This window comes from Nostoc sp., assembly GCF_036919555.1.
Taxonomy (GTDB): domain Bacteria; phylum Cyanobacteriota; class Cyanobacteriia; order Cyanobacteriales; family Nostocaceae; genus Nostoc.
Map to the genome: position 1 here is coordinate 1 of NZ_JBALCS010000113.1, position 23,755 is coordinate 23,755.

Here is a 23,755-nt window from a genome sequence, read left to right on the forward strand (position 1 = left end):
AACCACACTGAACCCTTCCCGAACTCAGAGGTGAAACGCTGCTGCGGCCACGATAGTTTAGGGGTAGCCCTACGCAAAAATAGCTCGATGCCAGGGATCATAATTCAACTGAAGCCTCCTCAAATTATCATGAGGAGGCTTCAGTTGAATTATGATCCCTCCATGTGCGAGAGTTTACAGTTTAGGTAAAAGGAAGGGTGAGTATTGTATAGTAATGTAAAAAAAATACAAGTACTTATCCGATTTGATTTTTCAAAAAATCTAAGTATTATGTAGGGTGGGTTATGGCGTTAGGCTAACGCAGCGCAATAGATCATAAAAAGGGTGCGTTAGCCTACCCTACCGTACCCTTTTATTCTCTACGAGATGCTGCGCCAACGAGACGCTGCGCGTAGCTTGATTAAGAGAAGGGTACGGCAACGCCACTTGCTGTATTTCAAATTAGAGCGAAGTTTGTAGTTCAGATATTGGATAGTTTTTGGCAGGGAACTTTTAAGTGACAATTCCTAGATTGTTATAGATTTCGATGAGATTGCCATCAGGATCGCGAAGATGAGCTGTGCGGATTCCCCAGTCTGGGCGATCTTGTGGTTGAGTAACAACGATCGCATTGTGATCTTTTAGTTGCTCATAGACTTCATCCACGTTATCAACTGCAAAAATCAAGACAATTTTATCTCGATTGACAACATATGAAGGCTGTTCGATTCTTGGGACTACTTCAGCCATTAATTCTTTTTTGAACAAACCCAGCTTGAGATATCCGGTATTAAACTCAGCATATCCGCTATCTTCATCGCCCCAATCGACATCAAATTTCAGCAGATCTCGGTAGAACAGAAAAGAATCTTTGTAGTTGGAGACAAGCAGTCTCAGGTGTGTTAGCTGAAGCTTCATATCTGTTGGGTTAGTCTACTAACTGTGAATTCTAGGTTCTAGGTGCAAATTCGCCAGCAACTCGCTTTCGACAATTGCTAATTCATCAAGCGGTTGCATGAGAATTTCTTTGTCGAAATAAGTAGCAGCTAATACCCAATATATACCGTAGTGACGCGCTTCGGATGCCATTAACCCACGATAAAATTTTGCTAACTCTAGCTCTGGACAGTGAGCAGCTAATAGTCTCAGGCGTGTTCATCGTCACCTGTTTGCTGCTTATAAAGGCAGTTTGGGCTTCATTTAGGCAGAATTTTTGTTTAAGTCCCATTAGGAGTAAAAAGTCGTTTTTTAGGTAATTGCTGACACTTTTGTTTCGAGAAGTTTAACAATGGCTGCAATTAATTCTTCTGGGTTAATAGGCTTAGATAAATGCATCTGAAACCCAGCCTTTAAGGCTTTTTGCTGGTCATCGTTTCTAGCAAAGGCAGTCAAGGCAATTGCTGGAATTTGTCCACCTTGTTCTGATGCCCAAGTTCTCAATTGATGTATTAACATATAGCCATCCATATCGGGCATACCAATATCGCTGACCAACACATTTGGCTTTACCTCTGCTAGGGTTTGTAATGCTTCAAATGCGGAAGATACCGGAATCACAAAAGCCCCATCTTGCTCTAATACAAAAGTAATAAAATCTCGTGAATCAGCATCATCCTCGACAACTAAAACCCGAATGCCAGTGAGAGGTAAGGAGTTAGGAGGTAAGAATACAGGGTAGTTTTGTTCATCTATCAGGCTTGGGCTTTCATCTGGCAGAAGCGGTAAACTAACAGTAAATATTGCTCCCTTACCCTCACCGTGGCTATCTGCTTTGACGATGCCGCCATGCATTTCGATGAGATTACGCACAATTGCCAATCCCAGTCCTAATCCACCAAAACTTCTAGTAGAGGTGCTATCTGCTTGGCGGAAGTAATCAAACACATAAGGCAAAAACTCAGCGCTAATTCCCTTACCTGTATCGCTAACGATGATTTGAGCATAGCCATCAGCTTGCTCTAGTCGCACTTCTACCTTTCCCCCCTTGGGTGTAAATTTGATAGCGTTAGAAAGGAGATTCCAGACGATTTGCTGCAAACGAGTCGAGTCGCCCATAACTTGTCCCACATCCGGCGCAAATGCTGTATTCACCTCAATCAACTTTGTTTCTGCCGCTAAGTGCATTGTCTCTAGTGCGGACAATACTGTAGACTCTAGATTAATCTTCGTAATATTTAGCGTCAGTTTGCCCTGTAAAATTCTGGAGATATCCAGCAAGTCCTCAATGAGTTGAACCTGTAAGATGGCATTCCGCTCGATTGTGGCTAGTGCTTCCGATATCTTTGCTTGGTCAAGAACGCGGGTCTGCAACAACTTTGACCAGCCGAGAATTGCGCTCAATGGAGTGCGTAGTTCATGAGAGAGGACGGCTAAAAATTTATCTTTAATTCGATTGGCTGTTTCTGCTTTCGCTCGTGCGACTTGTTCTAATTCCAGTAGGTGCGCTCGTTCTTCAAGTATTTGTTTTTGTTCGTGGATATCCGTACATGTTCCAAACCACTTCACTACAAAACCTTGCTCATCTTTGAGTGGTAAACCTCGCGCTAGCTGCCAACGATAGGAGTTATCAAAAGCCCGTTTGAAGCGATATTCATTGTTATATATAGTTCTATTTTTTACAGCATCAGACCACACTTCATCAGCATTTTGGACATCCTCTGGATGCAATGCTGCCAACCAACCAGAACCCAAGGATTGCTCAAATGTTAGCCCAGTATATTCGCACCAATTTTGATTAAAAAAATCAGATTCACCGTTAGCATCGGTTGTCCATACAAGTTGAGGAATTGCCTCAGCCAAATAACGATAGCGTTCTTCGCTTTGTCGGAGAATTTCTAAGATGCGTTGGCGTTGAAGGATTTCTTGTTGTAATTGCTCATTGGTATTGGTAATTTCATTGGTGCGAACAGCAACCATTTCTTCGAGATGATTCTGGTATTTTCGCAGTTCTTCGTCTATCCCTAAGCGTTCGGCTATTTGTGTTTGAAGTTCTTGATTTGTTTGTTCTAATTGAGCAGGGCTAGGAAGTGCCAGTGCTTGTGGAACTAGAGACACAAGTTGTATTGTTGTAATTAGAGATATTATTGCAGTTACTGTTTTGACAAACCCCGACAGCCAATAGGTTGGATGCCAAAGTGTCCAAATCTCTATTAAATGAGTGGTGCCACAAGCGACGATAAATGCACTAAACAGCAGAAAAATCCAATCAAAGGGCAAATCCTGCCGCTTGCGGACAAAGTAGAAGAGTGTAGCTGGAATCGAGTAATAAGCTAGTGCAATGAGCGAGTCAGATAATATGTGTAACCAAACTAAATTCGTTTGCCATAGATAGCAGTGTCCATGTGGAATAAATGATCCTGATGTAAAAAAAATAGTCCACAATTCTGATATTATGTCTGACATAAACACTTGATTTTTTTAATCTATAAAATCTCCTTGTAACCCCTAAATCAATTCATTGTGGTTATGCAGCTTGTAGGGCATCAAATTGCAATTGTCAGGGCGATGAAGGGAGTGGTCAAATTTGCGAATATTGCGGACATAATTACGGCAGACACTGATAAATTCCAAAATAAAAACCATTCTCACCATCATGATGGGAATGGCAAAAAATTAGGAGATGGAACAAGAAAATTTAATTTCCGCAATTCTGATTCAACTTAAGATTCACTTGACTTAGCACTCATTTTATCTAACAGTTGAGTGATTTTTTTAGCTTTTTCAGATTGGCGCTGTTTTTGTAATAAATCTTTAGCTTGTAGCAGGTTAGTTTTAGCTTCCTCTTCTCGCTCTTGCTGCATGAGAATATTTGCCAGACGCAAGTAAGCATCAGGATTTTTCGGACTGCGGCGAATCACTTCCCGGAAAAATTTTGTTGCTTCCTCTACTTGGCCTTGGTGGTTTAAAACATCTCCCAAAAACAAGCGCACCACATCATTAGTAGAGTTGAGGGAAATCACTTTGCGAAACGCTGCTTCTGCACCTTGGTAATCCTTTGCTTGAGCCAAATTGATTCCTTTTTGAAACAAGTCTGAGGTAATCAAAGTTTTCCAAGCGAAATAGCCCAGCATTGACAGGCTCAGAATAACTACAAGAGCAGCGATAATAGAACTAGTGGGAAAGGTTTCTAGCATTGTCTAAGCCAAAAAGCAAGCGATAGGAAAAATCAGATATTCCATAAAAAAGAGTTTCCAGATAAATTGGTAGAATTGAGCGATCGCACTTTTATCTTGTAAGTCTACTGCTAAACTCCGCAACCACAGCCAAACTAGCAGCGCTAAATGAGCAATTACCAGAAATATGGGGTTAACTGAGGGAACATGTAGCACACCAACTAGAATTATTCCCAGATAGCAGACAGTTATCACCCAAAGAGCCAGATTAAACACAGCTTGGGAACCGAGTTTGATCGTGAAAGTAGAGATATTATAGAGGCGATCGCCTTCTATATCTGGTATATCTTTAAAGATCGCGATCGCAAAGGTAAACACCAAGATAAATAACGTCAGCACCCAGACCACGGGCGGAATTACTTGGCTTTGTTTCAGCACCCAACTATAGTGCAAATACAATCCTAAATTAACAATCGTGCCGCGCACCGAAAAAATACACAGCGCTGCCCAAAATGGAAATTGTTTCAACCGAATTGGCGGTAAAGAATAAGCAGTACCAATGGCCAAACTAATTGCTACCATACCCAATAAGAATGGCCCAGTTAGCCACGCCACAACTAGCGCCAAAATCCCAGTCAAAGCAACAATTAATTGCCCCGTCTGCTGGGAAAACTCACCTGATGCCAACGGTAAATGAGGCTTATTAATCTTGTCAATATCAACATCTTCTAATTGGTTTAGCCCCACAATGTAGACATTTCCACACAGACAAGCAATCCATGCACCGAAGACAGGGAGTAGGGAGTAGGGAGTAGGGAATAGGAAATCAGTACGATTACTAATGGCAATGGCAATCAAATATAAACCTAAAACACTCAGACTTGTACCAATAATCGTGTGAGGGCGAGAGAATTTCCAGAAAGCATATAACCAATGGAAATATGATTGAACGGGTTTGGGTGGCAAAGGGGTGTTTTGAGAACTCTGGCTCATGAGTTGTTTAGATTCAGTATTCCGGTTTATTGTTAACCATTGTCACAGAATTTGAACATAACAAGAGCCAAAGGTCTAGACGCAGTGTATTTTCGTAGGGGAGGAAGGATTAGCCCTGTTAAGGTGACATGACATGATCTCGTTCCCATCTAGGTGCTGCTGCCTATAGTCCAGTTCGGCAGCAAGTCATTCCTTGGCAAGCAGCCCACGAATGAGAGGCTGATAGTTTTTTAGGACTCAATCCCAATCAAATCTCACAACCAACCATAAAAATATCTTTTCCCACTCCCGATAACGGTACAATCTATCAGAAAAGTAAAGAAATAGTTAAATCAAGAGTGCCTTCATGAGAGCTGATTTGACATCTACAGCGACATTTGACTTTGTTAGCGTGCTATCCCATGCTGCGGCTGCGTATCAAGAACCCAGAGGCACACGCCCTAGTGCTGAAATATTAGTAAATGCCTTGCTACAAGCTGAAAAATCTGCCAAGCCGCAATGCTTAACTTATCCGCTTGAGTCTCTTTTAGGTAAATGGCAACTTTCCTTTGTCACTGGCACTAAGAAAGTTAGAGAGCGCGGGGGAATTTTATTAGGCAAGGGTTTTTATGTACCCAAGTTTATAACAGTCTATGTTTCCTTTAATGCCACCTTGGAAGAGGATTCAGGTAGAGGCGAAATTGTTAATCAGGTTGAATTTGGCCCAGTTTTATTGAAGCTCACGGGGCCAGTGCAATATGCAAGTAAGAAAAATTTATTGGCGTTTGACTTTAACCATATTCTTATCAGTCTGTTTGAGCGTGTTGTTTACAACAGACCAATCGGTTTTGGTAAAGTTAAAATAGAAGATTTCTACAACCAGCCCATAGCTAAACTACCCTTCTTTAGCTTCTTTTCAGTCACCGAAGATTTCATTGCAGCTCGCGGTCGTGGAGGAGGATTGGCATTTTGGATTCGAGAAAATTAAAGACACTGGAGAGCAAAACCCCGCCATCTAAACGGCTTTCTCTACACTTCTGATTTTTCTTTTTTTGTGTCAATCATCAAACTGGGCGACAACCAGACAAAATACTGTGCATATTTACTACTTGTCCAATGACTGCGATCGCCGGCGCACCAAATCCAGTTTGCTCTACCTGTTCTACAATTGTCTCTAACGTACCAATCAATTCTTCTTGTTCTGGTCGTGTACCCCAGCGCACCAGAGCAATGGGCGTTTCTAAATTCAACCCAGATGCACTTAATTGTTCCACAATATAAGGCAGATTGTGAATTCCCATATAAATTACAATGGTTTCGGAACCGTGGGCGATCGCATTCCAATTCACTATCGGTCTATACTTACCCGCAGCTTCATGACCAGTAACAAATGTTACCGAAGAACTATATAGCCGATGAGTCAAAGGGATACCGGCATAGGCGGCGGCGGCAATTCCCGATGTGATACCTGGCACAACTTCCGTTGATATTCCAGCTTTAACTAATTCTGCCATCTCTTCGCCACCGCGACCAAAAATAAACGGATCGCCACCCTTTAGCCGCACCACAATTGGATGATCCTGCGCTTTATCAATTAGCAATTGAGTTGTTTCTTCTTGCAACAAAGAATGTCTCCCCGCACGCTTACCAGCATTAATTTGCTCTGCTTGGGGATTAATCATTGCCAGAATTGCCGGACTCACTAAGGCATCATAAATAACTACATCTGCACATTCCAATAAACCTTTCGCCTTCAGGGTAATTAGTCCTGGATCTCCTGGCCCCGCACCTACTAAATAAACCTTTCCCAAATACTTGTTATCCTGTTTTTCTGTGCGGTTCATTTATCTGTTAAATCCCAAATTAGCTCGGCTAATTCTGCACTTGCTCCCAGTGGCTCTGCCAATTGGAAATTCACCGCAGAAAATTGTAATTTTAGCTCCTCGATTGAGGCGGCGATCGCATCGGTTATTCCACCAGCGAATAAAAAGTATGGCAAAATTGCAATTTCCCGATAACCAGCAGTTACCAACTCTTTCACCTGTGATTCTAAACTAGGAGGTACAGACCAATAAGCAGCCACAGCTCCCAAACTCGCCGCCATTGCTGACACAGTTTCTTGAGAACCTGGGCGACGGCTACCATGAGCTAATAAAATCCATGTTTCTGCTTTTATAGCAGCTATTTGCTTTGACAGCAATTTCTCTAAATTGGGGTGAGAGCCTAAATATGGTTGCAACTCAATCATGATATCTTGACCAAGAGCTTGTTGTGCTAGTGCTACTTCGGTGGGAATATCTATCATGACATGCACTCCCGGCAGCAGAAATAGCGGTACAATTTTGAGGCGATTCTCGTTTTGAGACAATCCGCGTCGGCGTAGCCCAACCCAGTCATCACCAAAAGCGCTCTTGGCAAATTGTTGAATCTGCTCATGTAAAGGCTGAGGACTCATTTCTAAAGCAGCTATGCCAACCAGATGTTCACTATTTGATGAATTGTAGTTTTTTGGCAATTTGTGAGATACCAGCTTTGCTAGTTGCTGCATAGCAATTTCTGGGCGGCGATCGCGACTTCCGTGAGATAATAGCAGATAGGCTGATGACATCGGCAAAGCTTGAACTCTTAGTTACTATTCTTATTTAATATGAAGTTGGGGATAATTAAGTACTTTGGTAATTATTGAAACTATTATCAATTACTAACAATGCCTTGGCGAAAAAAGGGGATGAAGAGAGGACTGATGTCGTAGAGTTGCTGTTTTTCACAACAAAAATTTAAAACTTACTTTCAACTTTTATGCATTATCCGTCGTTTCTTCATCAACAGCTTTAACTATTACATTTGCATACCTTTGAAGAATATAAACAGCTTGGAATACATCTAAAATTGCACCTTGAAGCTGACTTATATTAATTTGTAAACCTTCTATATTAGAACCTCGGAAGTCTGTATTTTTAAATTTAGCATCAGCAAGCATAACATTATTCATTTGGCAATTTATAAATTTTACATTAATTAGAGAAGATTCTATAAATGTAGAATCTTCAAGCATACAATTGTCAAAAATAGCATTATCAAATTTACTTGAATTAAATTGTGATAATTGTCCTTGACAGCCTTTAAAAATAACATTTTTCAATCTGCACTTTATTGCTTTAAATCCCAGCAACCTACAGTTAATAAATTCAACTCTATTAAGCGAACCCTCTTCCCATTCAGTATTGGCGAAATCACTTTTAGTAATTCTAACATCTTGTAGAGTAAGTTTTTTAAAGTAAGTATTTATAGCTTTAACATTATCAAAGTATGCATATTGAAAATCTACTCCTTTAGTTCCCTGAATCTGGCAATTTGATAAATGTACATTTTTATAGCTTTCTAATTCATATAATTGGTTATCAGGTATCCCCTTATTCATTGTTTCATGTGAAGGTAAATTAGGAAGCTCAATAGCTCTATGTTTGCTAGACATATTTTTTCAATTGAAATCATTTCATCTCAAAAATACGTTATGAGTGCTCTAATAGTCAAGTAAAAAATACATTTACTTGTTTTTATTAAGATCAGTACAAAATGAGTTCAGGAGTGCTGAGTGCTGAGTAACCAAGAGAGATAAATCTAGGGGATTGAAACTGAAACAAGGACGTATTATAACTTGATGGCACTTTCCGCTCGAAATAAATATTTATTTCTTTTTCCATGACTTTTAAATAGGGGCTTGGAACCTTCTGTGCTGAGTGCAATTATTACTTTTTTACTCTAAGCCGAGTTCCTGGGCACTCAGCACTGTTTCGGTTGAGCAGAAATACAACTCCTCATAAAAAGGAGCTGACAACAAAGTATCAAGAATAAAATTAAAAAAAGTTACAAGATCTTTATATTCTTCCTCTGCTCCTTACCTTATTTTTCTTCCGCAGTGTAAGTATAAAATTGATCAAAAGCTCCCACTGTTTCAAATTTGTAAGAAGGCATCCAAGAATTTATTTTTAAATCTGTACGGTAAATGCTAAAAATAATGTAATTTTGTCTTTCTGTAGTCCTGGCAACAATTTCTTGGATTTGCGGGTTAGCCGAGTCAACCAACTTATCACAATTAAAACGGATTAAATTTTCTATAATATTCGTAGTTTTTTTACATACATCAGTTTTTAAGTATTTTGTCAACCGTTGCACTGCATATTCTTCATATTTAACCTGACTGGGATTTGTCTTCGCCATTGTCACACCCAAGGCGGCAAGTCCTACTGCTGCTCCAGTATATGCAATGATGGTTAAGGGTTTCATGTTTGCCAAGTAAAGATTCATTCTAATCGCTAGATTCCAGAGACTCTAAATCAACTGAGTCCGTTCCTTGAACAAAAACTCTTGATCGCTTGCCAAATTATTGCTATAATCAAAATTGTTGAATGGCGAGCGTAGCCAAGTGGTTAAGGCAGTGGTTTGTGGTACCACCATTCGTGGGTTCAATTCCCATCGTTCGCCCTACATAATTTCATACTAAATATCCCTATAGAAGATGGGTTGTGGTTCTGAACATTCTAACCATTACTTTAGCAAGGATCTGCGATCTACGAGTTCATGGACTTGAAAGGGTCGCAAACCCACGATGATTAATTAGCTTATCTTATCAAGAAGTTGATGTATATAAGCAAATCTACTTTCTAAGTGAAAATTAGCTGTGCAATGTCTTATGACAAGCCACTTCTCTATGAGACGTTCTGCGTCGCTTGCTTCTTTGCAGGAGAATAGGACTTACGCAACGCCTATAGCGTAAAAAATTTTACAAGTAATATCAAGTTCGGGTGATTATTTATAATAAAATCTATCAATGTAGGTTGGCTTAAACGGCAGTGAAACCCAACATGAACAAGGATCAAATGTTGGGTTTAGTTCCTCAACCCAACAAAGCAGATAAGTAGGTAGGCGTAATTAAATATAAGATCAAACCTCACCCTCAATCCCTCTCCAAAGTATCGGAGAGGGAAGCCGGAGGGAGGGTGAGGTTTTATATTTAATTTGACCCAATTACTTAGGGACTGACAAGAAATAAATTATCCAATCTTGTGGGGTGGACATCTTGTCCGCCCTTCTCTACGTGCCCTCGTGTCGCCCACCCCACAAGAAGTAGTTGAGTATTTTTTTATTTGTCAGTCGCTTATTATAAGTGTTTAACCAAACCTGATATAAGAGGATGTTTGAAAAATCGTAAAGTATACTAGAAACCCCGCTTCCATTCCTCTCCCCCACTCCTGAGAGGCTTTGAAACCCCCATTCCCGCACTTCGTGCCGCTACGCGAACGTAGGGAAGGGGGGCTAGGGGGGTTAGGTTCTTAATGCTTTGATGTTATAGCAATCGGATTTTGAGCAAACTGGGCGTGAGCGATCGCACTCAACCCGTGATTATTGCTGTTAAACGAGGGATTGTCAATTTGTAAGTAAGTTGTACTAAAGTTGGAATCCAAATTTCAACTTTAGTTGGAGCCAACCTTCCATTTTGAGATGGACTGATTTATCAATCACTCTATTGAGTAAAAGTTTCAACTTTTAGGGGACGACAAGTTAGAGTTAATTGCATATATTTGTACAGAAAGCCTCCAAAGCTTCAACAAAAGTATCTAAACTTTTAGTTGCTCACTGGCGGCGAAATCCTCTAGTTAATTGATGCCAAAGAATATTTAGAATTGGTAAGAAAGGCGGAATACAATTATGGATGTTTGGAATTTGGCTAAAGGTTTAGGAGTCGTAATCGTTGGCACAATAACTTTCTCTGGAAACTCTGCTATTGCCAAAATCAATCAGGGTGTGACTCTAGAGAATAATCTCAATGCACCTACCTTAAACACAGCGATTAAAAAGCACAATACATTAGGAGACGATGCCCTGAAAATTAATTACAGCATCAAACAAACTCAATCTCAAAATAGAAATGCTGCTCTAGATAAGAAAAAAACTTTGCTAGCAAGCTGTCGACTATTTTGTATTTAAACCTTAGCTCGACTTTATCCATTTTTTCGCAACGCGATACTCCTGCGGAGTCGTTGCACGAACGCTATCATTAAAACCTTTGTGGGACGGTAGTTTTACTTTTTTAACTTCATTGATAATCTGTGCCGTGGAAATAAGTATCCGCCAAAAATCCTGGCTTTTTGGCGGATAAAGAAAACCGAGTTCTTAATTTTAGATAAAGTCGACCTTAGAGGATGTTTGAAAAGTATTTTTGGTAACTTCTGAGGCTCGGAAACCTAACCCCCCTTCCCTACAAGGGAATGGGAATTTCAAAGCCTCTCGACCCTTGCCTAACGGCAGGCTGACGCCAACGGGGAGAGGAATGGAAGTGGGGTTTTTGGTATAATTTATTACATTTCGTTAACGCACCATCTAATTTTCTTCTGGATTATACAGTGGAGTAACGGCTGCCCCAGCACTGTTTATTAATGGAATTCGCTATCTTGATCGCTGGACTGTTGAGCAGATAATCGCAGCCATTGTTGCTGCAAATGATTAAGGTTTTTATTGCTTATCTTAACAAGTATTTCGTCAGAGAGCATTTCATAACTTCTATACGGACGACAAGAATCAGAGATTTCAGCAATTTAGCAAGAATACAGAGGCGATCGCCATGATGCTTTTTACATGGAAAAAAGTTCAAAAATTGTTGCTGTGGTTATTTGCATTAAGTGTTGTCGTTGGAATATCAATGCATCCAACACCAGCCACCTCTAAGGAATTACCTCAAGCGTCCAACTCTAAACCTGCGATCGTTCTCGTTCATGGGGCTTATGCTGACGGTACATCATGGCAACACGTCATTCCATTGTTAGAGCAGGATGGCTACAGAGTGACTGCTGTGCAGATTCCGCTCACCTCGCTTGTTGATGATGTGGCAACGACGAAGCGGGTGATTAATAATCAAAAGGGTTCTGTTGTTGTAGTCGGACATTCCTATGGTGGAAATGTGATTACGGGAGCGGCGGCTGGCAATTCACAGGTGAAAGCTCTGGTTTATGTTAATGCTTTTGCACCAGATGTCGGTGAAAAGACGAGTGATTTGAATAAAAGGTACGCAGCACCTCCGATTAGTACGGCGATCGTATCTGATGCTGCAAACTTTCTCTATGTAGATCGCGGGAAGTTTCACAAATTTTTTGCCCAGGACGTATCGGAGGCTGAGGCGCGAGTGATGGCAGCAACCCAAAAGCCAATCGCCAGCGCAGCGTTTGAGCAATCAGTGAATGAAATCGCCTGGAAAACGATTCCTTCCTGGTTTATCGTGACTCAAAACGATCGCGCCATCAACCCTGAACTTCAACGATTTATGGCTAAACGGATTGGAGCAAAGACAACCGAAGTTAACTCCAGTCATGTTCCTTTTATCTCTCATCCAAAAGAGGTTGCCAAAGTGATTGAAGCAGCAAGCACTGCTGCGAAGTAATCCCAATTTAACGATTTGTTAGTGAGCTAAGTCCTGCGAACCAATGAGACGCAAGTTTGGTTTCTGGCAGAACATTTGGTGGATACACCATTGGTACGCAGTTAAATTCAGCAGATCGGGTGTTGTAAATCAAATAACTAACAGTATCTCAGCAATCGCTCTTTAAATGAATTCATTCGTGACTCCATTTATCCATTGTAGATAACAGAGGAAGAGAACTTTATGACTAATTATGACTACATTGTAATCGGTGCAGGGTCAGCAGGTAGTGTGGTTGCCAATCGTCTAACCGAAGACAATCACACAACTGTGTTACTACTCGAAGCGGGTAACCCAGATACGAAACCAGAGATTTTCATCCCAGCGGAGTGCGTCAATCTACTAGGCTCAGAGGTGGACTGGAGCTATTTCTCTGAACCAGAACCCTTCTTGAATAATCGCAAAATCTTTTGTTCCCGTGGCAAAGTCTTGGGAGGCAGCAGTTCGATTAATTTCATGACGTATGTCCGAGGCAATCATCAGGATTATGACCACTGGCAGGAGTTGGGAAATCCCGGTTGGTCGTACCTTGATGTCTTGCCTTATTTCAAGAAATCTGAACACCAGCAACGCGGTGCCTCCGCCTACCACGGAGTTGATGGGGAGTTGAGCGTTACCGATCTCATTGCGCCAACTGCAATTTCTCAACGATTTGTAGAGGCATCTGTGGCAATGGGATTTGACTACAATCCTGATTTCAACGGTACGCAGCAGGAAGGAGCCGGACTCTATCAGCAAACTATCAAGGAGGGTAAACGGCACAGTGCTGCTGCTGCGTTCCTTGTGCCCATTGTCGGGCGTCGCAATTTGACCATAACGACTGGGGCATTGGTGACTCGATTGTTGTTTGAGGGAACCCGCACCGTTGGGGTGGAATATCTGCACGAGGGAATGCTGCACCAAGTCAGGGTTGAGCGGGAAGTGATTTTAAGTGCGGGCGCGTTCGATTCGCCCAAGCTGCTAATGCTTTCCGGCATTGGGGATGCAGCACACTTACAAACATTAGGGATTCCTGTTGTCGTCGATCTGCCAGGTGTTGGGCAAAACCTGCAAGACCACATTTTCTCTCCTGTGGTATACCAAGCAACTCAGGATTTACACTTTGCCAGCACCAGTGGTATCGGGGAAGCTGGATTATTTTTGCATAGCAAGTGGAATTCAGCAGTTGCACCCGATTTACAGTTTCTATTCGGTTCCATTCAGCTCTTACCCCCTGGCTATGCTCCAGCGGCATTTGGATTTACGTGTGCAGTCGCTTTGACCGATCTGCAAAATATTGGCAGTGTCGGTTTGCGAACGCCTGATCCTAAAGACACACCGATGTTGCGGATGAACTATCTGCAAAATGAAACCGATGTGAAGAAGCTGGTTGAGGGAATTAAATTAATGCGGCAATTGTTTCATAGCAACTTCTTTGATGAGTTTCGTGGTGCAGAAATTGCTCCGGGTGCTGAGGTTCAGAGTGATGAAGCACTCGTTGCTTATATCCGCAACAATTGCAGCACAGTGTGGCATCCCGTTGGCACTTGCAAAATGGGCATTGACCCAATGGCAGTGGTCGATCCTGAGTTGCGGGTACATGGGGTTGAAGGATTGCGAGTTGTTGATGCCTCCATCATGCCAACAATCACCACAGGAAATACGAACGCACCGACCATCATGATTGGTGAGAAGGCAGCGGATTTAATTAAAGCAGGTCGCACAGCACGAACGGTTCTCAGCAAATCTAACGTCCAAAATCCGGCGTATTCATCTATTTAGAAACGGGCGATCGTCTTTGATCAATCTCAGATTATCATACCTGTTGAGCGTTTATCGGTCGATGTTAGGCAAACAGAACACTCGACCTCTGTAAAGGAATACACAATGGCACTGATTACAACACCATTCGGACGACATTCCACCGCCGCCGAGGTCGTAGAAGGAATTGATCTTTCCGGCAAGCGGGCGATCGTTACGGGAGCCGCATCGGGCATCGGCGTAGAAACGGCGCGGGCACTGGCTCAAACTGGAGCGAGCGTCACACTAGCTGTGCGTAATACCGATGCTGGAGCGCAAGTCGCGGCTGACATTATGGCTACTATTGGGAACCGGAATATTCATGTTGCTCCGCTTGATTTAAGCGATCGCAACTCAATTGCCAAGTTCATTGCTGCCTGGCGTGAGCCGCTGCACATCCTCGTTAATAATGCAGGGGTAATGGCACTGCCCGAACAGCGCACACCCCAAGACTGGGAGATGCAATTTGCCACTAACTATCTCGGACACTTTGCCCTAGCGCTCGGACTACACGACGCTCTCGCAGCAGAGGGTGCCGCCCGTATCGTGTTGGTTAGTTCTAGCGGGCACCTGATGTCGCCCATTGTGTTCGATGATATTCACTTCATGTTCCGTCCTTATGATCCGTGGTTGGCGTATGCACAGTCCAAAACCGCAAGCATCCTCTTTGCTGTGGGTGCTACTGCGCGCTGGTTCAAGGATGGCATTACCGCTAATGCCCTGATGCCTGGGGCGATCGCAACCAACCTCCAGCGTCATACGGGCGGTCTTAGAACCCCACCTGAGCGGCAGAAGACAATAGCGCAGGGTGCGGCAACTTCCGTTCTGTTGGCAACCTCTCCGCTACTAAAGGGCGTTGGCGGACGCTATTTCGAGGACTGCAATGAAGCCACTCTCGTCACCAACGGGAACGGCTATATGAGCGGAGTTGCCCCCTACGCCCTGAACCCAGACAATGCCGATCGGCTCTGGAATGAATCGTTGCGCCTGCTCGCTTGACCTGGCAGTAACAGTGAGCTTCACGCTGTTGATGAACGAATTGCCGGTCGTAAGCCTGCCAGGCTTTCGTCCATCATGCCCACGATCACCACGGGAAATACGAACGTACCCACCATCATGATTGGCGAAAAAGCAGCAGATTTAATTAAAGCGGAGCGTACCTCACAACGCATTGCCAATAAACTTAATCTCTAAGTTCAATCGCATCTCTAGCGAAATTGGCGACGAAATCCTGGGTGTACCGGAAGGTTTCCCTTAGAGGGGGTTATGAACTTCTATAGAACCTAGTGGTCTGTGTCAATAGTTCTGAAGGGTTAGTCATGCAGGGGGTGAAATGATTTCGACGGTGCAGATGGGAATGCAAGCTCAGATGCTTTATACCGTTTTGCGCGATGGCGTTTTAACTCATCCAATAATGACTGAAGGGTTAAATCTGCTGTTCTCAAAGCTGTGATGCAACAGAACCGATAACATTTCAATGGTTCACACAAATCCAAAATCCCTATCAGATTGGCAGTTGTCCATAACACGTTCTAGCGAATCCAAACCCACAAACAAAAACCTCGATTTTAAAGCACTGCGCGGTAAGACTGTGGCGGTGCTGGGTGCGGCGGCTTCAGCTTTCGATGCAGCAGGAGTGGCGCTGGAATCGGGAGATAAGGCAGTACATCTATTTGTACGGCGATCGGCGATCGCATCTCTGTCAGTCCTTCGGATACGGGATTACCCTGGTGCTTACGACAACTATCCCCAACTACCCGATGCAGCCCGATGGTTCCAGGCTTGGCGCTTTCATCAAGCAGGCACCGCGCCATCCCCGAACTCGATTGAGCGAGCGATCGCTTTCCCGAACTTTCACATCCATCTATCTGCACCTTGGAAATCGGCACGGAAACTGGGCGATCGCATTGCCATCCAGGTGAACGATGATGTTTTCGAGTTTGATTTTGCGATCGCTGGCACTGGTTACTTCGTTGACCCAACAAAGCGTCCCGAACTAGCCGACTTGCAAGAGCAGATTGCCCTCTGGCGCGATCGCTACGAGCCACCAGAAGGACTGCGCGACGACAGTTTGGGGGCACATCCTTACCTCGGTAGCGCCCACGAATACCAAGAAAAAGTACCTGGCACTGCCCCTTATCTAAAAGACATTCACGTATTTAATCCTGCTGGTTTGGTCAGCTTCGGATTGCCAGTTGGTGACATCCATAGCATCCGCCGCGACGTACCTGCAATAGTATCGCGCATCAGTCACGATTTGTTCTTTAAGGACTGGGCGCATCATGAGGCAAGTAATATAACGGTTTTCAGTTGAGTGAGAACCTAATAGGTAGAAACCTGAACATAATCCGTGTGAAAGCCTTTGTTTTAATCATAATTTAATTTAATTGTCATGTTTTTGACTGAGCGTTAATAAATCAAGATAGTGTTTTATGATGAATCACTTAGGATTGCTATAGCAATGATTGACAAAAATAACTGGAAAAAAACACGTCAATATTTGGAAGAAACTGGTGTCAAATTCGTGCGAGTTCTTTGGTGCGATAATGCTAACATTATCCGTGGCAAAGCCGTACATGTAGGGATGCTAGCTCACTACTTTGAGCATGGGGTGGGTATTTCCGTAGGGCAGCAGGGAATTCCTGTGATGTATGATGTGGTTGTGCCAGAAACTGATTTAGGGCCAGTAGGTGAAATTCGCTTAATACCAGATTGGTCTAGTCTAAAGCCTTTACCTTATGCTCCTGGTCATGTTCGTGTTATGGGCAATATGGTACTAGATGGTTCTGCTTGGGCATTATGCCCGCGAAATTTCTTAAGGCGGATGATTGCGGCAGCCGAATCTAATGGCTGCCAAGTGCGGGCAGCATTTGAAAATGAGTTTTACTTACTTCGGCAAACACCTGAAGGAATCATTCCTGCCGACTCCACAGTTTTTGCTTCAACTCAGGCAATGGATCTTAACCAAGAAGTAATAGATGCGATCGCGGATGCACTGATCGCTCAAGATATACCTGTAGAACAATATTATCCAGAATCTGGCCCCGGTCAGCAGGAAATTTCCATCCGCTATACCGATGCTTTGCAAGCAGCTGATTGGCAGATTGCTTTTCGAGAAACCGTCAGAGCGATCGCTTACAAACACAACCTGATCGCTTCATTCTTACCCAAAATCTTCCCGGATGCGGCTGGTAGTGGTTGTCATATCCATCTGAGCCTTTGGGATGGCGAGAAAAACCTATTACCTGACCCACAAGGAATCTCTGGTCTTTCTGGGGTGGCATTACAATTTATTGGTGGCATTCTGCACCATCTGCCGGCAATGATGGCACTAACTACCCCAACTACTAATTCTTACCGCCGCATTCTTCCTCATAGTTGGAGTGGTGCTTTTCGCTGTTGGGGATTAGATAATCGGGAGGCAGCCGTGAGAATCCCCAGTGACCCTGGTTTGGGCTGTCCCAGCCACTTGGAATTGAAAACTGTGGATGCCTCAGCTAATCCTTACTTAGCAATAGGAGCAGTAATTGCCGCCGGACTTGATGGTGTACAGCGTGGTCTAACACCTGGAAACCCGGTGAATCAAGACCCTGGATATTTATCAATTGAAGAACGCAATGCTAATCAAATAGACCGATTACCAGATAATCTGGGGCAAGCGATCGCTCACCTTCAGCAAGACGATATCTTATTAACAGCTTTAAATCCCCAGTTAGCGAAAGCTTTCTTAGCAGTGCGTCAAGCAGAGTGGCTAGCGATGAAAGATTGGGACTTAAAGGCAGAAGTGAAAACCTTATTAGAGAAATACTAGCGATCTGATTACCTAGCAATGAATCTAGCCGACATTCCTTTAATTGACCAACACGCCCACAACATCTTCAGACCAGAAGTTGTTGCCCAGTATCCTTACGCGGCTGCCTTTACTGAAAGCTATGATCCAGAAATCATCAACTACCATGCCCGTCATACGTTCTTTTATCGGCGTAGCTTGCGCGAGATTGCAGCTTTATTAAACTGCGAAGCTGAAGAAGCAGCAATTTTGGCACGGCGGGAAAGTCTAGGATTAGAAAAACTGACGCAGATTTATTTTCAGGCCGCTAATCTAGAGGCAATTTACTTAGATGATGGTTTTCAGCCAGAAACGATCCTACCTCTATCGTGGCATGAAAAGTTTATTCCTGTGCGACGAATTCTGAGATTAGAACTATTAGCAGAACAGCTAATTCCGCAATCAGAAGATTTTGCAACTTTTTTAGCAAGATTCAACAGCGAACTTGATCCACCACCGTTTGGAGTGGTGGCTTTTAAAAGTATTGCCTGTTACCGGAGTGGCTTAGATATTCAACCTGTAGCCGACGAGGTGGCGGCGGCTCATTTTGACAACCTCAAACAACAACGGCAAAATCAACCTCTGCGACTGACTGATAAATCCCTGATTGATTTTCTGTTACAACAGGCGTTATTAGTAGCGGCGAAATATCGCCTACCAGTGCAATTACATACTGGCTTTGGTGATCCCGATTTGGATTTACGATTGGCTAATCCCTTAAATCTGCGATATTTACTAGAGTTACCCCAGTACCGCCGTGTACCATTAGTATTGCTACACGCTTCCTATCCTTATATGCAGCAGGCTGGTTATTTAGCTTCTGTATATCCCCAAGTTTATTTAGATTTCGGTTTGGCAGTACCTTTTTTAAGTGTATCCGGGATGCGGTCAGCAATCAGGGAGCTGTTAGAATTAACTCCCACTACTAAATTAATGTATTCTTCTGATGCACACTCAATTCCAGAATTGTACTATTTGGGTGCAAAGTGGGGTCGCCAGCTTTTAGGAGAAGTGCTAGAGCAAGCAATTGCAGATTCTGACATTACTGTGGCTGAAGCAGAGGCGATCGCTGTCGCAATTTTACGTGAAAATGCCTTAGTTCTCTACCAATCAGCGTCCAGTATCAGCAAGTCGTAACTATTAATAGCAATACCAATTACCTATTCCCAAAATTACCATAATATCAGCAATTCTCATAATTGCAGAATGCTATGCCCAGATAAAAATGAGTATTAACACTCTCAAATAGTTAAAAAAAGTCTTGTATATTGCGGATTAACCGCCACCGTTACCCGCTTAAACACTTTTCCCAAGTATTCAATCCACACAGGGAACTGATACCAAGATGCATCGTTAATAGACTTAGCTAGACTTTGATTTTTCACCCTTACTCGCCAGTCGCTTCAAGTCGGGGAACCCGCCCAACGCGCTGGCTCACCATATTTTTAATCCTCAAATCTTCGTAGGCGATCAAGTCGTTAGACTGAACTACGCACCGTGCTAATTTCACAGCATGGTCTTGACGTTGCCTACTTATTTTCAGGTGGCGTTTGCCCAAAATCTGCCTAGCTTTGCCTCTATTTTTTGAACCTTTCACTTTGCGAGAAACTCGACGTTGTGCTAGCTTGAGAATCCTTTCACCTTGACGCAAAAATTTAGGGTTCTTAACCATTACCCCGATTGAATCGGTGTAGTATTCTTTCAGCCCAACTGTATTACCTGTTGGTTCTATGTCTTCTCTTCGGTTTAGATCAATACAGAATTGGACATATACACGGTGGTTAAAACCACCTGAGTCATTTTTCATCCCCTACCTAAAGGACAGAATACGGTACTGTGTACCTGTTCTTTAGGGGCTTTCAAACTTCCCAATATTTTTTGTAAATAAATCATCAAGAACTCGATTGGCTGATAGATAGCTGCCAGCGAGCCAACAAAATTCATCAACTATATGAATTTTGCCCTGTTTGGCAACGTTAAGCTTTGACCACAGAGGTTCTGCCATTAGTTGATGGAGAGCGGTTTTAGACTCAGCTGGATCTTTGAAGCCATAGCGCAAGATAAATAGGACATCTCCATCTATTTGGCTGAGTACCTCTGGAGATACAGCATAACCAACAGGGCTACCCTCTTTCTTTTTAGTTCCGATTGCATCCAGATTTTGCGAAGGAGGACGGATTAGACCGGCATCCTCTAAGATAGTTCCAGAGAATGAACTCTTGGTTGTCGCGTGAATTAGCTTTGGCGAGAGGCGCACGACGGAAACTCGAATCTTTTTGAGTCGGGAACCCATCTTTTCTTTGAACTCGGTTAAGCGTGCGTTGTATTTGTCGATTACACGTTTTGCTGTCTCGGTTTGACCCAGAGCGTTTGCCGTCGGCATAAACGGCTTTTTCCAGTCTCCACTGTTTGGCATCTTAACTAAAACGGTGGGTGCAATATGAGACAATAAACTGTAGTTGTCCCGGTTCTCATCAATTTTCCCCAAGATCAAGTCCGGTTTAAGGGTCATAATCTTCTCTAGATTCGTTGGCGAAAAAGCCGCGCCAATGTCTTCAATACCAAGGTGCTTATTATCTAACCCTAGCCCTTGGAGAGTTAAAGCCAGACCGGGAGCGCCCACCAGTTTGACCCCCAGAGCTAGAGGTATTTGCACGAGCCATCGTTGGATGACGACAACTCGTTGAGGATGGACAGGAACTAGAGTTTGACCCATCGCGTGTTGGACTAGGTGGAGAGCTACAGGTGATTTTTGTCTTGATGAAATGAGGCTGGTGTCGCGCGTTGGTAATTGAGGATTAAAGAAGCTGCAAGCAGAAACCACTGGGAGTATAAGTAGCACAATCAAGTAGAACTTCAACTTAGGCATATTTACAAAGTGAACAAGATAGAGGTTGTAGCAAAGTGACTGCGGCCAAGTGCGATCGCCTCACAATCTATACAAGAGAAAAAACTGAACTTAAAATGTGTTTCTTTGAGTCCAACTTCCTTTGCCATAGAGCTTCTTTCCTCAAAACTTCCAACTCACTGTCCCCTGCACTGTAAATGGATCTTCAGGATAAACAAGTTGAATAGTTCGGGGGGTGAAGTACTGAACATTGAACAGATTCTTAAAGTTGAGTGCGAGGCTAAGATGGCCTCTTTGATAATACACAGCTGCATCAGTACGTACATAATCGGCGAGACTGAACGCATTGTTCAAATCTCCCTGCCGTTCGCCGACATAAAACAAACCCAAGCCAAACCCTAATCCTTGCAGGTTACTCTTGGAAAAAGTATAAGTCGTCCATAAACTCGCACTATTAAAAGGGACGTTCGGTAGTCGATTGCCAATGGCATATACATTATCCTTTGTCACCTGTGCATCCGTGTAAGCATAGGAGCCAATCACATTCCAACCAGGCAATATCTCCCCCGTGACATTGAGTTCAATGCCTCGGCTGCGTTGCTCCCCTGTTTGGACATTAAATGTGGGATTATTCAGATCAATCGTCAAAACATTGGATAAAGTCAGTTGATACAAAGCAAGGGTTGAAGATAGCCTGCTGCTGAAGAAATCACCCTTGACACCCACTTCGTATTGAGTGCCAGTACTGGGTTTAAATAAACTACCCCCAAAGGTGGTTCCAATATTTTGGGAGAAGGATTGACTGTAGCTGGCATAGAGTGAGATGGGTTGGATAGGTTGATAGACAAGACCTACACGAGGACTAAATGCCTGGTCAGGTTGACTTCGATTGGCACTTGCATTTAAGAAGTTGGTAACGCTACTCTGGACAAAATCTCCTCGTCCGCCGAGAACCAACTTCAGGTTGGGAGCAAGGGTTACTAAATCTTGAACATAAAAACCGATGTCATCATTGATCGTTTTTTGATTAAGTGTAGAAATAACAGCACCAATCGGCTGACCATAGACGGGGTTAAATAGATCAATAGAACCAATTTGACTCGTAGTCCGATTGTAAATATTGAGTTCTCTGTACAAGTCAAAGCCTGCGACTAATTCATTCTGAAGACCGCCGATTTTAAATTTACCTGTCACATGATTGTCTAGAGCATACTCGTTATCCACACCTGGCCCTCCTATATCGGTTTGCTCTGAGCGTCTCAGAGTCCGATCATTGGGTTGTAGAGCGACAGAATTGGCACTATCTCTTAGAAAGCCGACAAACCTAACCTTAAAAGCATTCACCCAGTACCAGTTATCATTAAAGCGATGTTCTAAGTTATAGCCCAACAGAACAGAGCTAGTGTCGTTTTTGGCGTTCACATCCAATGTGTTCCGATTGAGCGGAATCTTTCCGTTTGGGTTCGACAAAATAGTTCCTACAGCAGGTAGCCCTGTTCTGGGGAACTGCTGCTGGTATCGGAACTCTGTTTCAAAAGTCACTTTTGTATTGGGATCTATTTGCCAACTAACAACGGGCGCAATTAGATAACGCTGAGAGTTAAAAAAGTCAACAAAGCTTTCTGTATTGAAGTAAGAAACATTTAAACGATAAAGGAGCGTTTTGTCAGAATTAAGAGGCCCAGAAATATCTAAAGTTGGTTGATACAAACTATAACTACCGGCAGTCATACTGGCAGCAAAGTAAGGCTCACTCAGGGGCTGCTTAGTGATAAAATTAACCGTGCCACCTGGATTACCTTGGCCGTAAAGGACAGAGGCAGGTCCTCTAAGAACCTCTATCTGTTCAATGTCGTTGAGTTGAGTTTGTCCGGTTGTAGCTCCTCCTACATAGTCCTTAAGACCGTTGTGAAGGATGTTAGTCGTCTGAAAACCCCTAATTGTGAAGACATCACCATTACTCGGCGAATTGAAAGCCTGGATAACACCGACGCTTCTTAAGGCATCAATAGCGTTAATGGCTCCTTGAGCCTCCCAACTCTGCCGGGGAACCACTTGAACCGATTGAGGAATGTCGCGTAGTGGCGTTGGTGTTTTTGTGGCTGTAGTCGCATCAGGAATGTTATAGCCTCCTGACGCCACTCCAATCACGTCTAACTCAATGGGTGGTTGTTGCTTTGGTGTTGGTTGTTTGTCTGGTATTGGCTGCTGTCCGGTAGATGCAGTACTTGTCACCCCAAATACTAAACCTTCACTCTGACTATCAAATAATTCCACTACAGGCGCACCCGTTTCCCCAACTACTGTCACCCGCAGCGTGTTAGCGTCCACATTAGCAACTGTAACTAGTGCAATTCCTGCTACTGGCTTTAATTGTTGAAAACTCTCCCCACTCGCCAATTGCAACTGAGCATTGGGTATATTCACAATGTAGGAATTACCTTCAGTTTTCGGTGAAACTGATAACTGCTTAGAATTGGAAGTAACTAAAATTAACTCTATCCCTTTGTCAGTGGTGTTTACCTTCACATTACTCACCAACACAACAGGAGTTGTGGCTTGACTTATTTGAGAAACAGAGTTCTGATTCCTGGGTGTCCTCAATAAATATGCGGCACTATTCTTACTAAATTGCAACTCGCTGAGGCTGGGGATCTTTGTAGTTGCTTCAATTGTTGTAGTTAAAGTTTTTTGCGATGATAACTGCTGTTCACTAGCGTTAGTATTTGGGATCTCTTGACCTAAAACTGGTATAGACATCG

At 43.2% G+C, this 23,755-nt stretch carries 20 protein-coding genes, 1 tRNA gene, 1 rRNA gene and 3 pseudogenes; 12 read left to right on the forward strand and 13 right to left on the reverse strand.

The window, feature by feature from the left end; translation table 11 throughout:
* Positions 1-96 (forward strand): 5S ribosomal RNA (gene rrf, locus V7K36_RS34360); the annotation flags it as partial.
* Positions 97-492: 396 nt separating this feature from the next.
* Here the strand turns inward: rrf and V7K36_RS31115 are convergent.
* The 3 genes and pseudogenes from V7K36_RS31115 to V7K36_RS31125 form a co-directional block, all read right to left on the reverse strand.
* Positions 493-897, reverse strand: coding sequence for a VOC family protein (locus V7K36_RS31115; RefSeq protein ID WP_334831929.1), 405 nt, complete (start codon positions 895-897; stop codon positions 493-495).
* An 18-nt stretch (positions 898-915) separates the two neighbouring features.
* Positions 916-1,131, reverse strand: a pseudogene (gene miaE, locus V7K36_RS31120) (tRNA isopentenyl-2-thiomethyl-A-37 hydroxylase MiaE); the annotation flags it as partial.
* Positions 1,132-1,227: 96 nt separating this feature from the next.
* Complete coding sequence (locus tag V7K36_RS31125) at positions 1,228-3,381, reverse strand: hybrid sensor histidine kinase/response regulator (RefSeq protein WP_335121603.1); 2,154 nt, start codon at positions 3,379-3,381, stop codon at positions 1,228-1,230.
* Positions 3,382-3,444: 63 nt separating this feature from the next.
* Here V7K36_RS31125 and V7K36_RS31130 point away from each other — a divergent pair, with 63 nt between their 5' ends.
* On the forward strand, positions 3,445-3,642 hold the full coding sequence (locus V7K36_RS31130; protein ID WP_335121605.1) for a hypothetical protein: 198 nt from the start codon (positions 3,445-3,447) through the stop codon (positions 3,640-3,642).
* On the opposite strand, the gene V7K36_RS31135 is transcribed toward V7K36_RS31130, so the two are convergent.
* Both V7K36_RS31135 and V7K36_RS31140 read right to left on the reverse strand, forming a co-directional pair.
* On the reverse strand, positions 3,639-4,112 hold the full coding sequence (locus tag V7K36_RS31135; protein WP_335121607.1) for a tetratricopeptide repeat protein: 474 nt from the start codon (positions 4,110-4,112) through the stop codon (positions 3,639-3,641). The two genes, V7K36_RS31130 and V7K36_RS31135, sit on opposite strands and share 4 nt — an antisense overlap.
* A 3-nt stretch (positions 4,113-4,115) precedes the next feature.
* Positions 4,116-5,084 (reverse strand): homogentisate phytyltransferase, encoded by a 969-nt coding sequence (locus V7K36_RS31140; RefSeq protein WP_335121609.1) that lies wholly within the window; start codon positions 5,082-5,084, stop codon positions 4,116-4,118.
* Positions 5,085-5,430: 346 nt separating this feature from the next.
* Here V7K36_RS31140 and V7K36_RS31145 point away from each other — a divergent pair, with 346 nt between their 5' ends.
* Positions 5,431-6,051 carry a hypothetical protein gene (locus tag V7K36_RS31145; protein WP_335121611.1) on the forward strand — a complete coding sequence of 207 codons (621 nt, stop codon included), beginning with the start codon at positions 5,431-5,433 and terminating at the stop codon, positions 6,049-6,051.
* Between the two features lie 76 nt (positions 6,052-6,127).
* Here V7K36_RS31145 and cobA read toward each other — a convergent pair whose 3' ends face one another.
* The 4 genes from cobA to V7K36_RS31165 all read right to left on the reverse strand — a co-directional run bounded on the left by cobA (position 6,128) and on the right by V7K36_RS31165 (position 9,350).
* The gene (gene cobA / locus V7K36_RS31150; protein WP_335121613.1) at positions 6,128-6,907 is read right to left on the reverse strand and encodes a uroporphyrinogen-III C-methyltransferase; all 780 of its coding nucleotides are present in this window, start codon (positions 6,905-6,907) and stop codon (positions 6,128-6,130) included.
* Positions 6,904-7,671, reverse strand: a complete 768-nt coding sequence (locus V7K36_RS31155; RefSeq protein ID WP_335121615.1) for a sirohydrochlorin chelatase — start codon at positions 7,669-7,671, stop codon at positions 6,904-6,906. Before V7K36_RS31155 ends, cobA begins: the two co-directional genes overlap by 4 nt.
* Positions 7,672-7,860: 189 nt before the next feature.
* Complete coding sequence (locus tag V7K36_RS31160; protein ID WP_335121617.1) at positions 7,861-8,538, reverse strand: pentapeptide repeat-containing protein; 678 nt, start codon at positions 8,536-8,538, stop codon at positions 7,861-7,863.
* A 428-nt stretch (positions 8,539-8,966) separates the two neighbouring features.
* Positions 8,967-9,350: a DUF4359 domain-containing protein gene (locus tag V7K36_RS31165; RefSeq protein WP_335121644.1), complete on the reverse strand. Its 384-nt coding sequence runs from the start codon at positions 9,348-9,350 to the stop codon at positions 8,967-8,969.
* Between the two features lie 125 nt (positions 9,351-9,475).
* Between V7K36_RS31165 and V7K36_RS31170 the strand changes: the two genes are divergently transcribed.
* The 9 genes and pseudogenes from V7K36_RS31170 (at position 9,476) to V7K36_RS31210 (ending at position 19,282) form a co-directional block, all read left to right on the forward strand.
* A tRNA-His gene (locus V7K36_RS31170) sits at positions 9,476-9,548 on the forward strand.
* Positions 9,549-10,417: 869 nt separating this feature from the next.
* A pseudogene (locus V7K36_RS31175) lies at positions 10,418-10,501 on the forward strand (DNA-binding response regulator); the annotation flags it as partial.
* Positions 10,502-10,772: 271 nt separating this feature from the next.
* The gene (locus V7K36_RS31180) at positions 10,773-11,051 is read left to right on the forward strand and encodes a hypothetical protein (protein WP_335121619.1); all 279 of its coding nucleotides are present in this window, start codon (positions 10,773-10,775) and stop codon (positions 11,049-11,051) included.
* Between the two features lie 634 nt (positions 11,052-11,685).
* Positions 11,686-12,498: an alpha/beta fold hydrolase gene (locus tag V7K36_RS31185; RefSeq protein WP_335121621.1), complete on the forward strand. Its 813-nt coding sequence runs from the start codon at positions 11,686-11,688 to the stop codon at positions 12,496-12,498.
* A 222-nt stretch (positions 12,499-12,720) separates the two neighbouring features.
* Positions 12,721-14,298: a GMC family oxidoreductase gene (locus tag V7K36_RS31190; protein ID WP_335121623.1), complete on the forward strand. Its 1,578-nt coding sequence runs from the start codon at positions 12,721-12,723 to the stop codon at positions 14,296-14,298.
* Between the two features lie 105 nt (positions 14,299-14,403).
* The gene (locus tag V7K36_RS31195; protein WP_335121625.1) at positions 14,404-15,315 is read left to right on the forward strand and encodes an SDR family NAD(P)-dependent oxidoreductase; all 912 of its coding nucleotides are present in this window, start codon (positions 14,404-14,406) and stop codon (positions 15,313-15,315) included.
* Between the two features lie 478 nt (positions 15,316-15,793).
* A complete protein-coding gene (locus V7K36_RS31200; protein ID WP_335121627.1) occupies positions 15,794-16,630 on the forward strand; it encodes a hypothetical protein in 837 nt (278 codons plus the stop codon).
* Positions 16,631-16,777: 147 nt separating this feature from the next.
* On the forward strand, positions 16,778-18,127 hold the full coding sequence (locus V7K36_RS31205; protein ID WP_335121629.1) for a glutamine synthetase family protein: 1,350 nt from the start codon (positions 16,778-16,780) through the stop codon (positions 18,125-18,127).
* A gap of 18 nt (positions 18,128-18,145) precedes the next feature.
* Positions 18,146-19,282 (forward strand): amidohydrolase family protein, encoded by a 1,137-nt coding sequence (locus V7K36_RS31210; protein ID WP_335121631.1) that lies wholly within the window; start codon positions 18,146-18,148, stop codon positions 19,280-19,282.
* A 125-nt stretch (positions 19,283-19,407) separates the two neighbouring features.
* On the opposite strand, the pseudogene V7K36_RS31215 reads toward V7K36_RS31210, so the two are convergent.
* The 4 genes and pseudogenes from V7K36_RS31215 to V7K36_RS31230 form a co-directional block, all read right to left on the reverse strand.
* Positions 19,408-19,919 (reverse strand): annotated as a pseudogene (locus V7K36_RS31215) (RNA-guided endonuclease InsQ/TnpB family protein); the annotation flags it as partial.
* 75 nt (positions 19,920-19,994) lie between these two features.
* Positions 19,995-21,014 carry an iron-siderophore ABC transporter substrate-binding protein gene (locus tag V7K36_RS31220; protein WP_335121632.1) on the reverse strand — a complete coding sequence of 340 codons (1,020 nt, stop codon included), beginning with the start codon at positions 21,012-21,014 and terminating at the stop codon, positions 19,995-19,997.
* 2 nt (positions 21,015-21,016) lie between these two features.
* Positions 21,017-21,142, reverse strand: coding sequence for a hypothetical protein (locus V7K36_RS31225; protein WP_335121634.1), 126 nt, complete (start codon positions 21,140-21,142; stop codon positions 21,017-21,019).
* 13 nt (positions 21,143-21,155) lie between these two features.
* Positions 21,156-23,753: a TonB-dependent siderophore receptor gene (locus V7K36_RS31230; RefSeq protein ID WP_335121636.1), complete on the reverse strand. Its 2,598-nt coding sequence runs from the start codon at positions 23,751-23,753 to the stop codon at positions 21,156-21,158.
* Between the last annotated feature and the right edge of the window lie 2 nt (positions 23,754-23,755).

Coding starts and splice junctions, on each gene's coding strand:
- V7K36_RS31115 (WP_334831929.1), bottom strand. CDS start 897: ATGAAGCTTCAGCTAACACACCTGAGACTGCTTGTCTCCAACTACAAA.
- V7K36_RS31125 (WP_335121603.1), bottom strand. CDS start 3,381: ATGTCAGACATAATATCAGAATTGTGGACTATTTTTTTTACATCAGGA.
- V7K36_RS31130 (WP_335121605.1), top strand. CDS start 3,445: ATGCAGCTTGTAGGGCATCAAATTGCAATTGTCAGGGCGATGAAGGGA.
- V7K36_RS31135 (WP_335121607.1), bottom strand. CDS start 4,112: ATGCTAGAAACCTTTCCCACTAGTTCTATTATCGCTGCTCTTGTAGTT.
- V7K36_RS31140 (WP_335121609.1), bottom strand. CDS start 5,084: ATGAGCCAGAGTTCTCAAAACACCCCTTTGCCACCCAAACCCGTTCAA.
- V7K36_RS31145 (WP_335121611.1), top strand. CDS start 5,431: ATGAGAGCTGATTTGACATCTACAGCGACATTTGACTTTGTTAGCGTG.
- cobA (WP_335121613.1), bottom strand. CDS start 6,907: ATGAACCGCACAGAAAAACAGGATAACAAGTATTTGGGAAAGGTTTAT.
- V7K36_RS31155 (WP_335121615.1), bottom strand. CDS start 7,671: ATGTCATCAGCCTATCTGCTATTATCTCACGGAAGTCGCGATCGCCGC.
- V7K36_RS31160 (WP_335121617.1), bottom strand. CDS start 8,538: ATGTCTAGCAAACATAGAGCTATTGAGCTTCCTAATTTACCTTCACAT.
- V7K36_RS31165 (WP_335121644.1), bottom strand. CDS start 9,350: ATGAAACCCTTAACCATCATTGCATATACTGGAGCAGCAGTAGGACTT.
- V7K36_RS31180 (WP_335121619.1), top strand. CDS start 10,773: ATGGATGTTTGGAATTTGGCTAAAGGTTTAGGAGTCGTAATCGTTGGC.
- V7K36_RS31185 (WP_335121621.1), top strand. CDS start 11,686: ATGATGCTTTTTACATGGAAAAAAGTTCAAAAATTGTTGCTGTGGTTA.
- V7K36_RS31190 (WP_335121623.1), top strand. CDS start 12,721: ATGACTAATTATGACTACATTGTAATCGGTGCAGGGTCAGCAGGTAGT.
- V7K36_RS31195 (WP_335121625.1), top strand. CDS start 14,404: ATGGCACTGATTACAACACCATTCGGACGACATTCCACCGCCGCCGAG.
- V7K36_RS31200 (WP_335121627.1), top strand. CDS start 15,794: ATGGTTCACACAAATCCAAAATCCCTATCAGATTGGCAGTTGTCCATA.
- V7K36_RS31205 (WP_335121629.1), top strand. CDS start 16,778: ATGATTGACAAAAATAACTGGAAAAAAACACGTCAATATTTGGAAGAA.
- V7K36_RS31210 (WP_335121631.1), top strand. CDS start 18,146: ATGAATCTAGCCGACATTCCTTTAATTGACCAACACGCCCACAACATC.
- V7K36_RS31220 (WP_335121632.1), bottom strand. CDS start 21,014: ATGCCTAAGTTGAAGTTCTACTTGATTGTGCTACTTATACTCCCAGTG.
- V7K36_RS31225 (WP_335121634.1), bottom strand. CDS start 21,142: ATGGCAAAGGAAGTTGGACTCAAAGAAACACATTTTAAGTTCAGTTTT.
- V7K36_RS31230 (WP_335121636.1), bottom strand. CDS start 23,753: ATGTCTATACCAGTTTTAGGTCAAGAGATCCCAAATACTAACGCTAGT.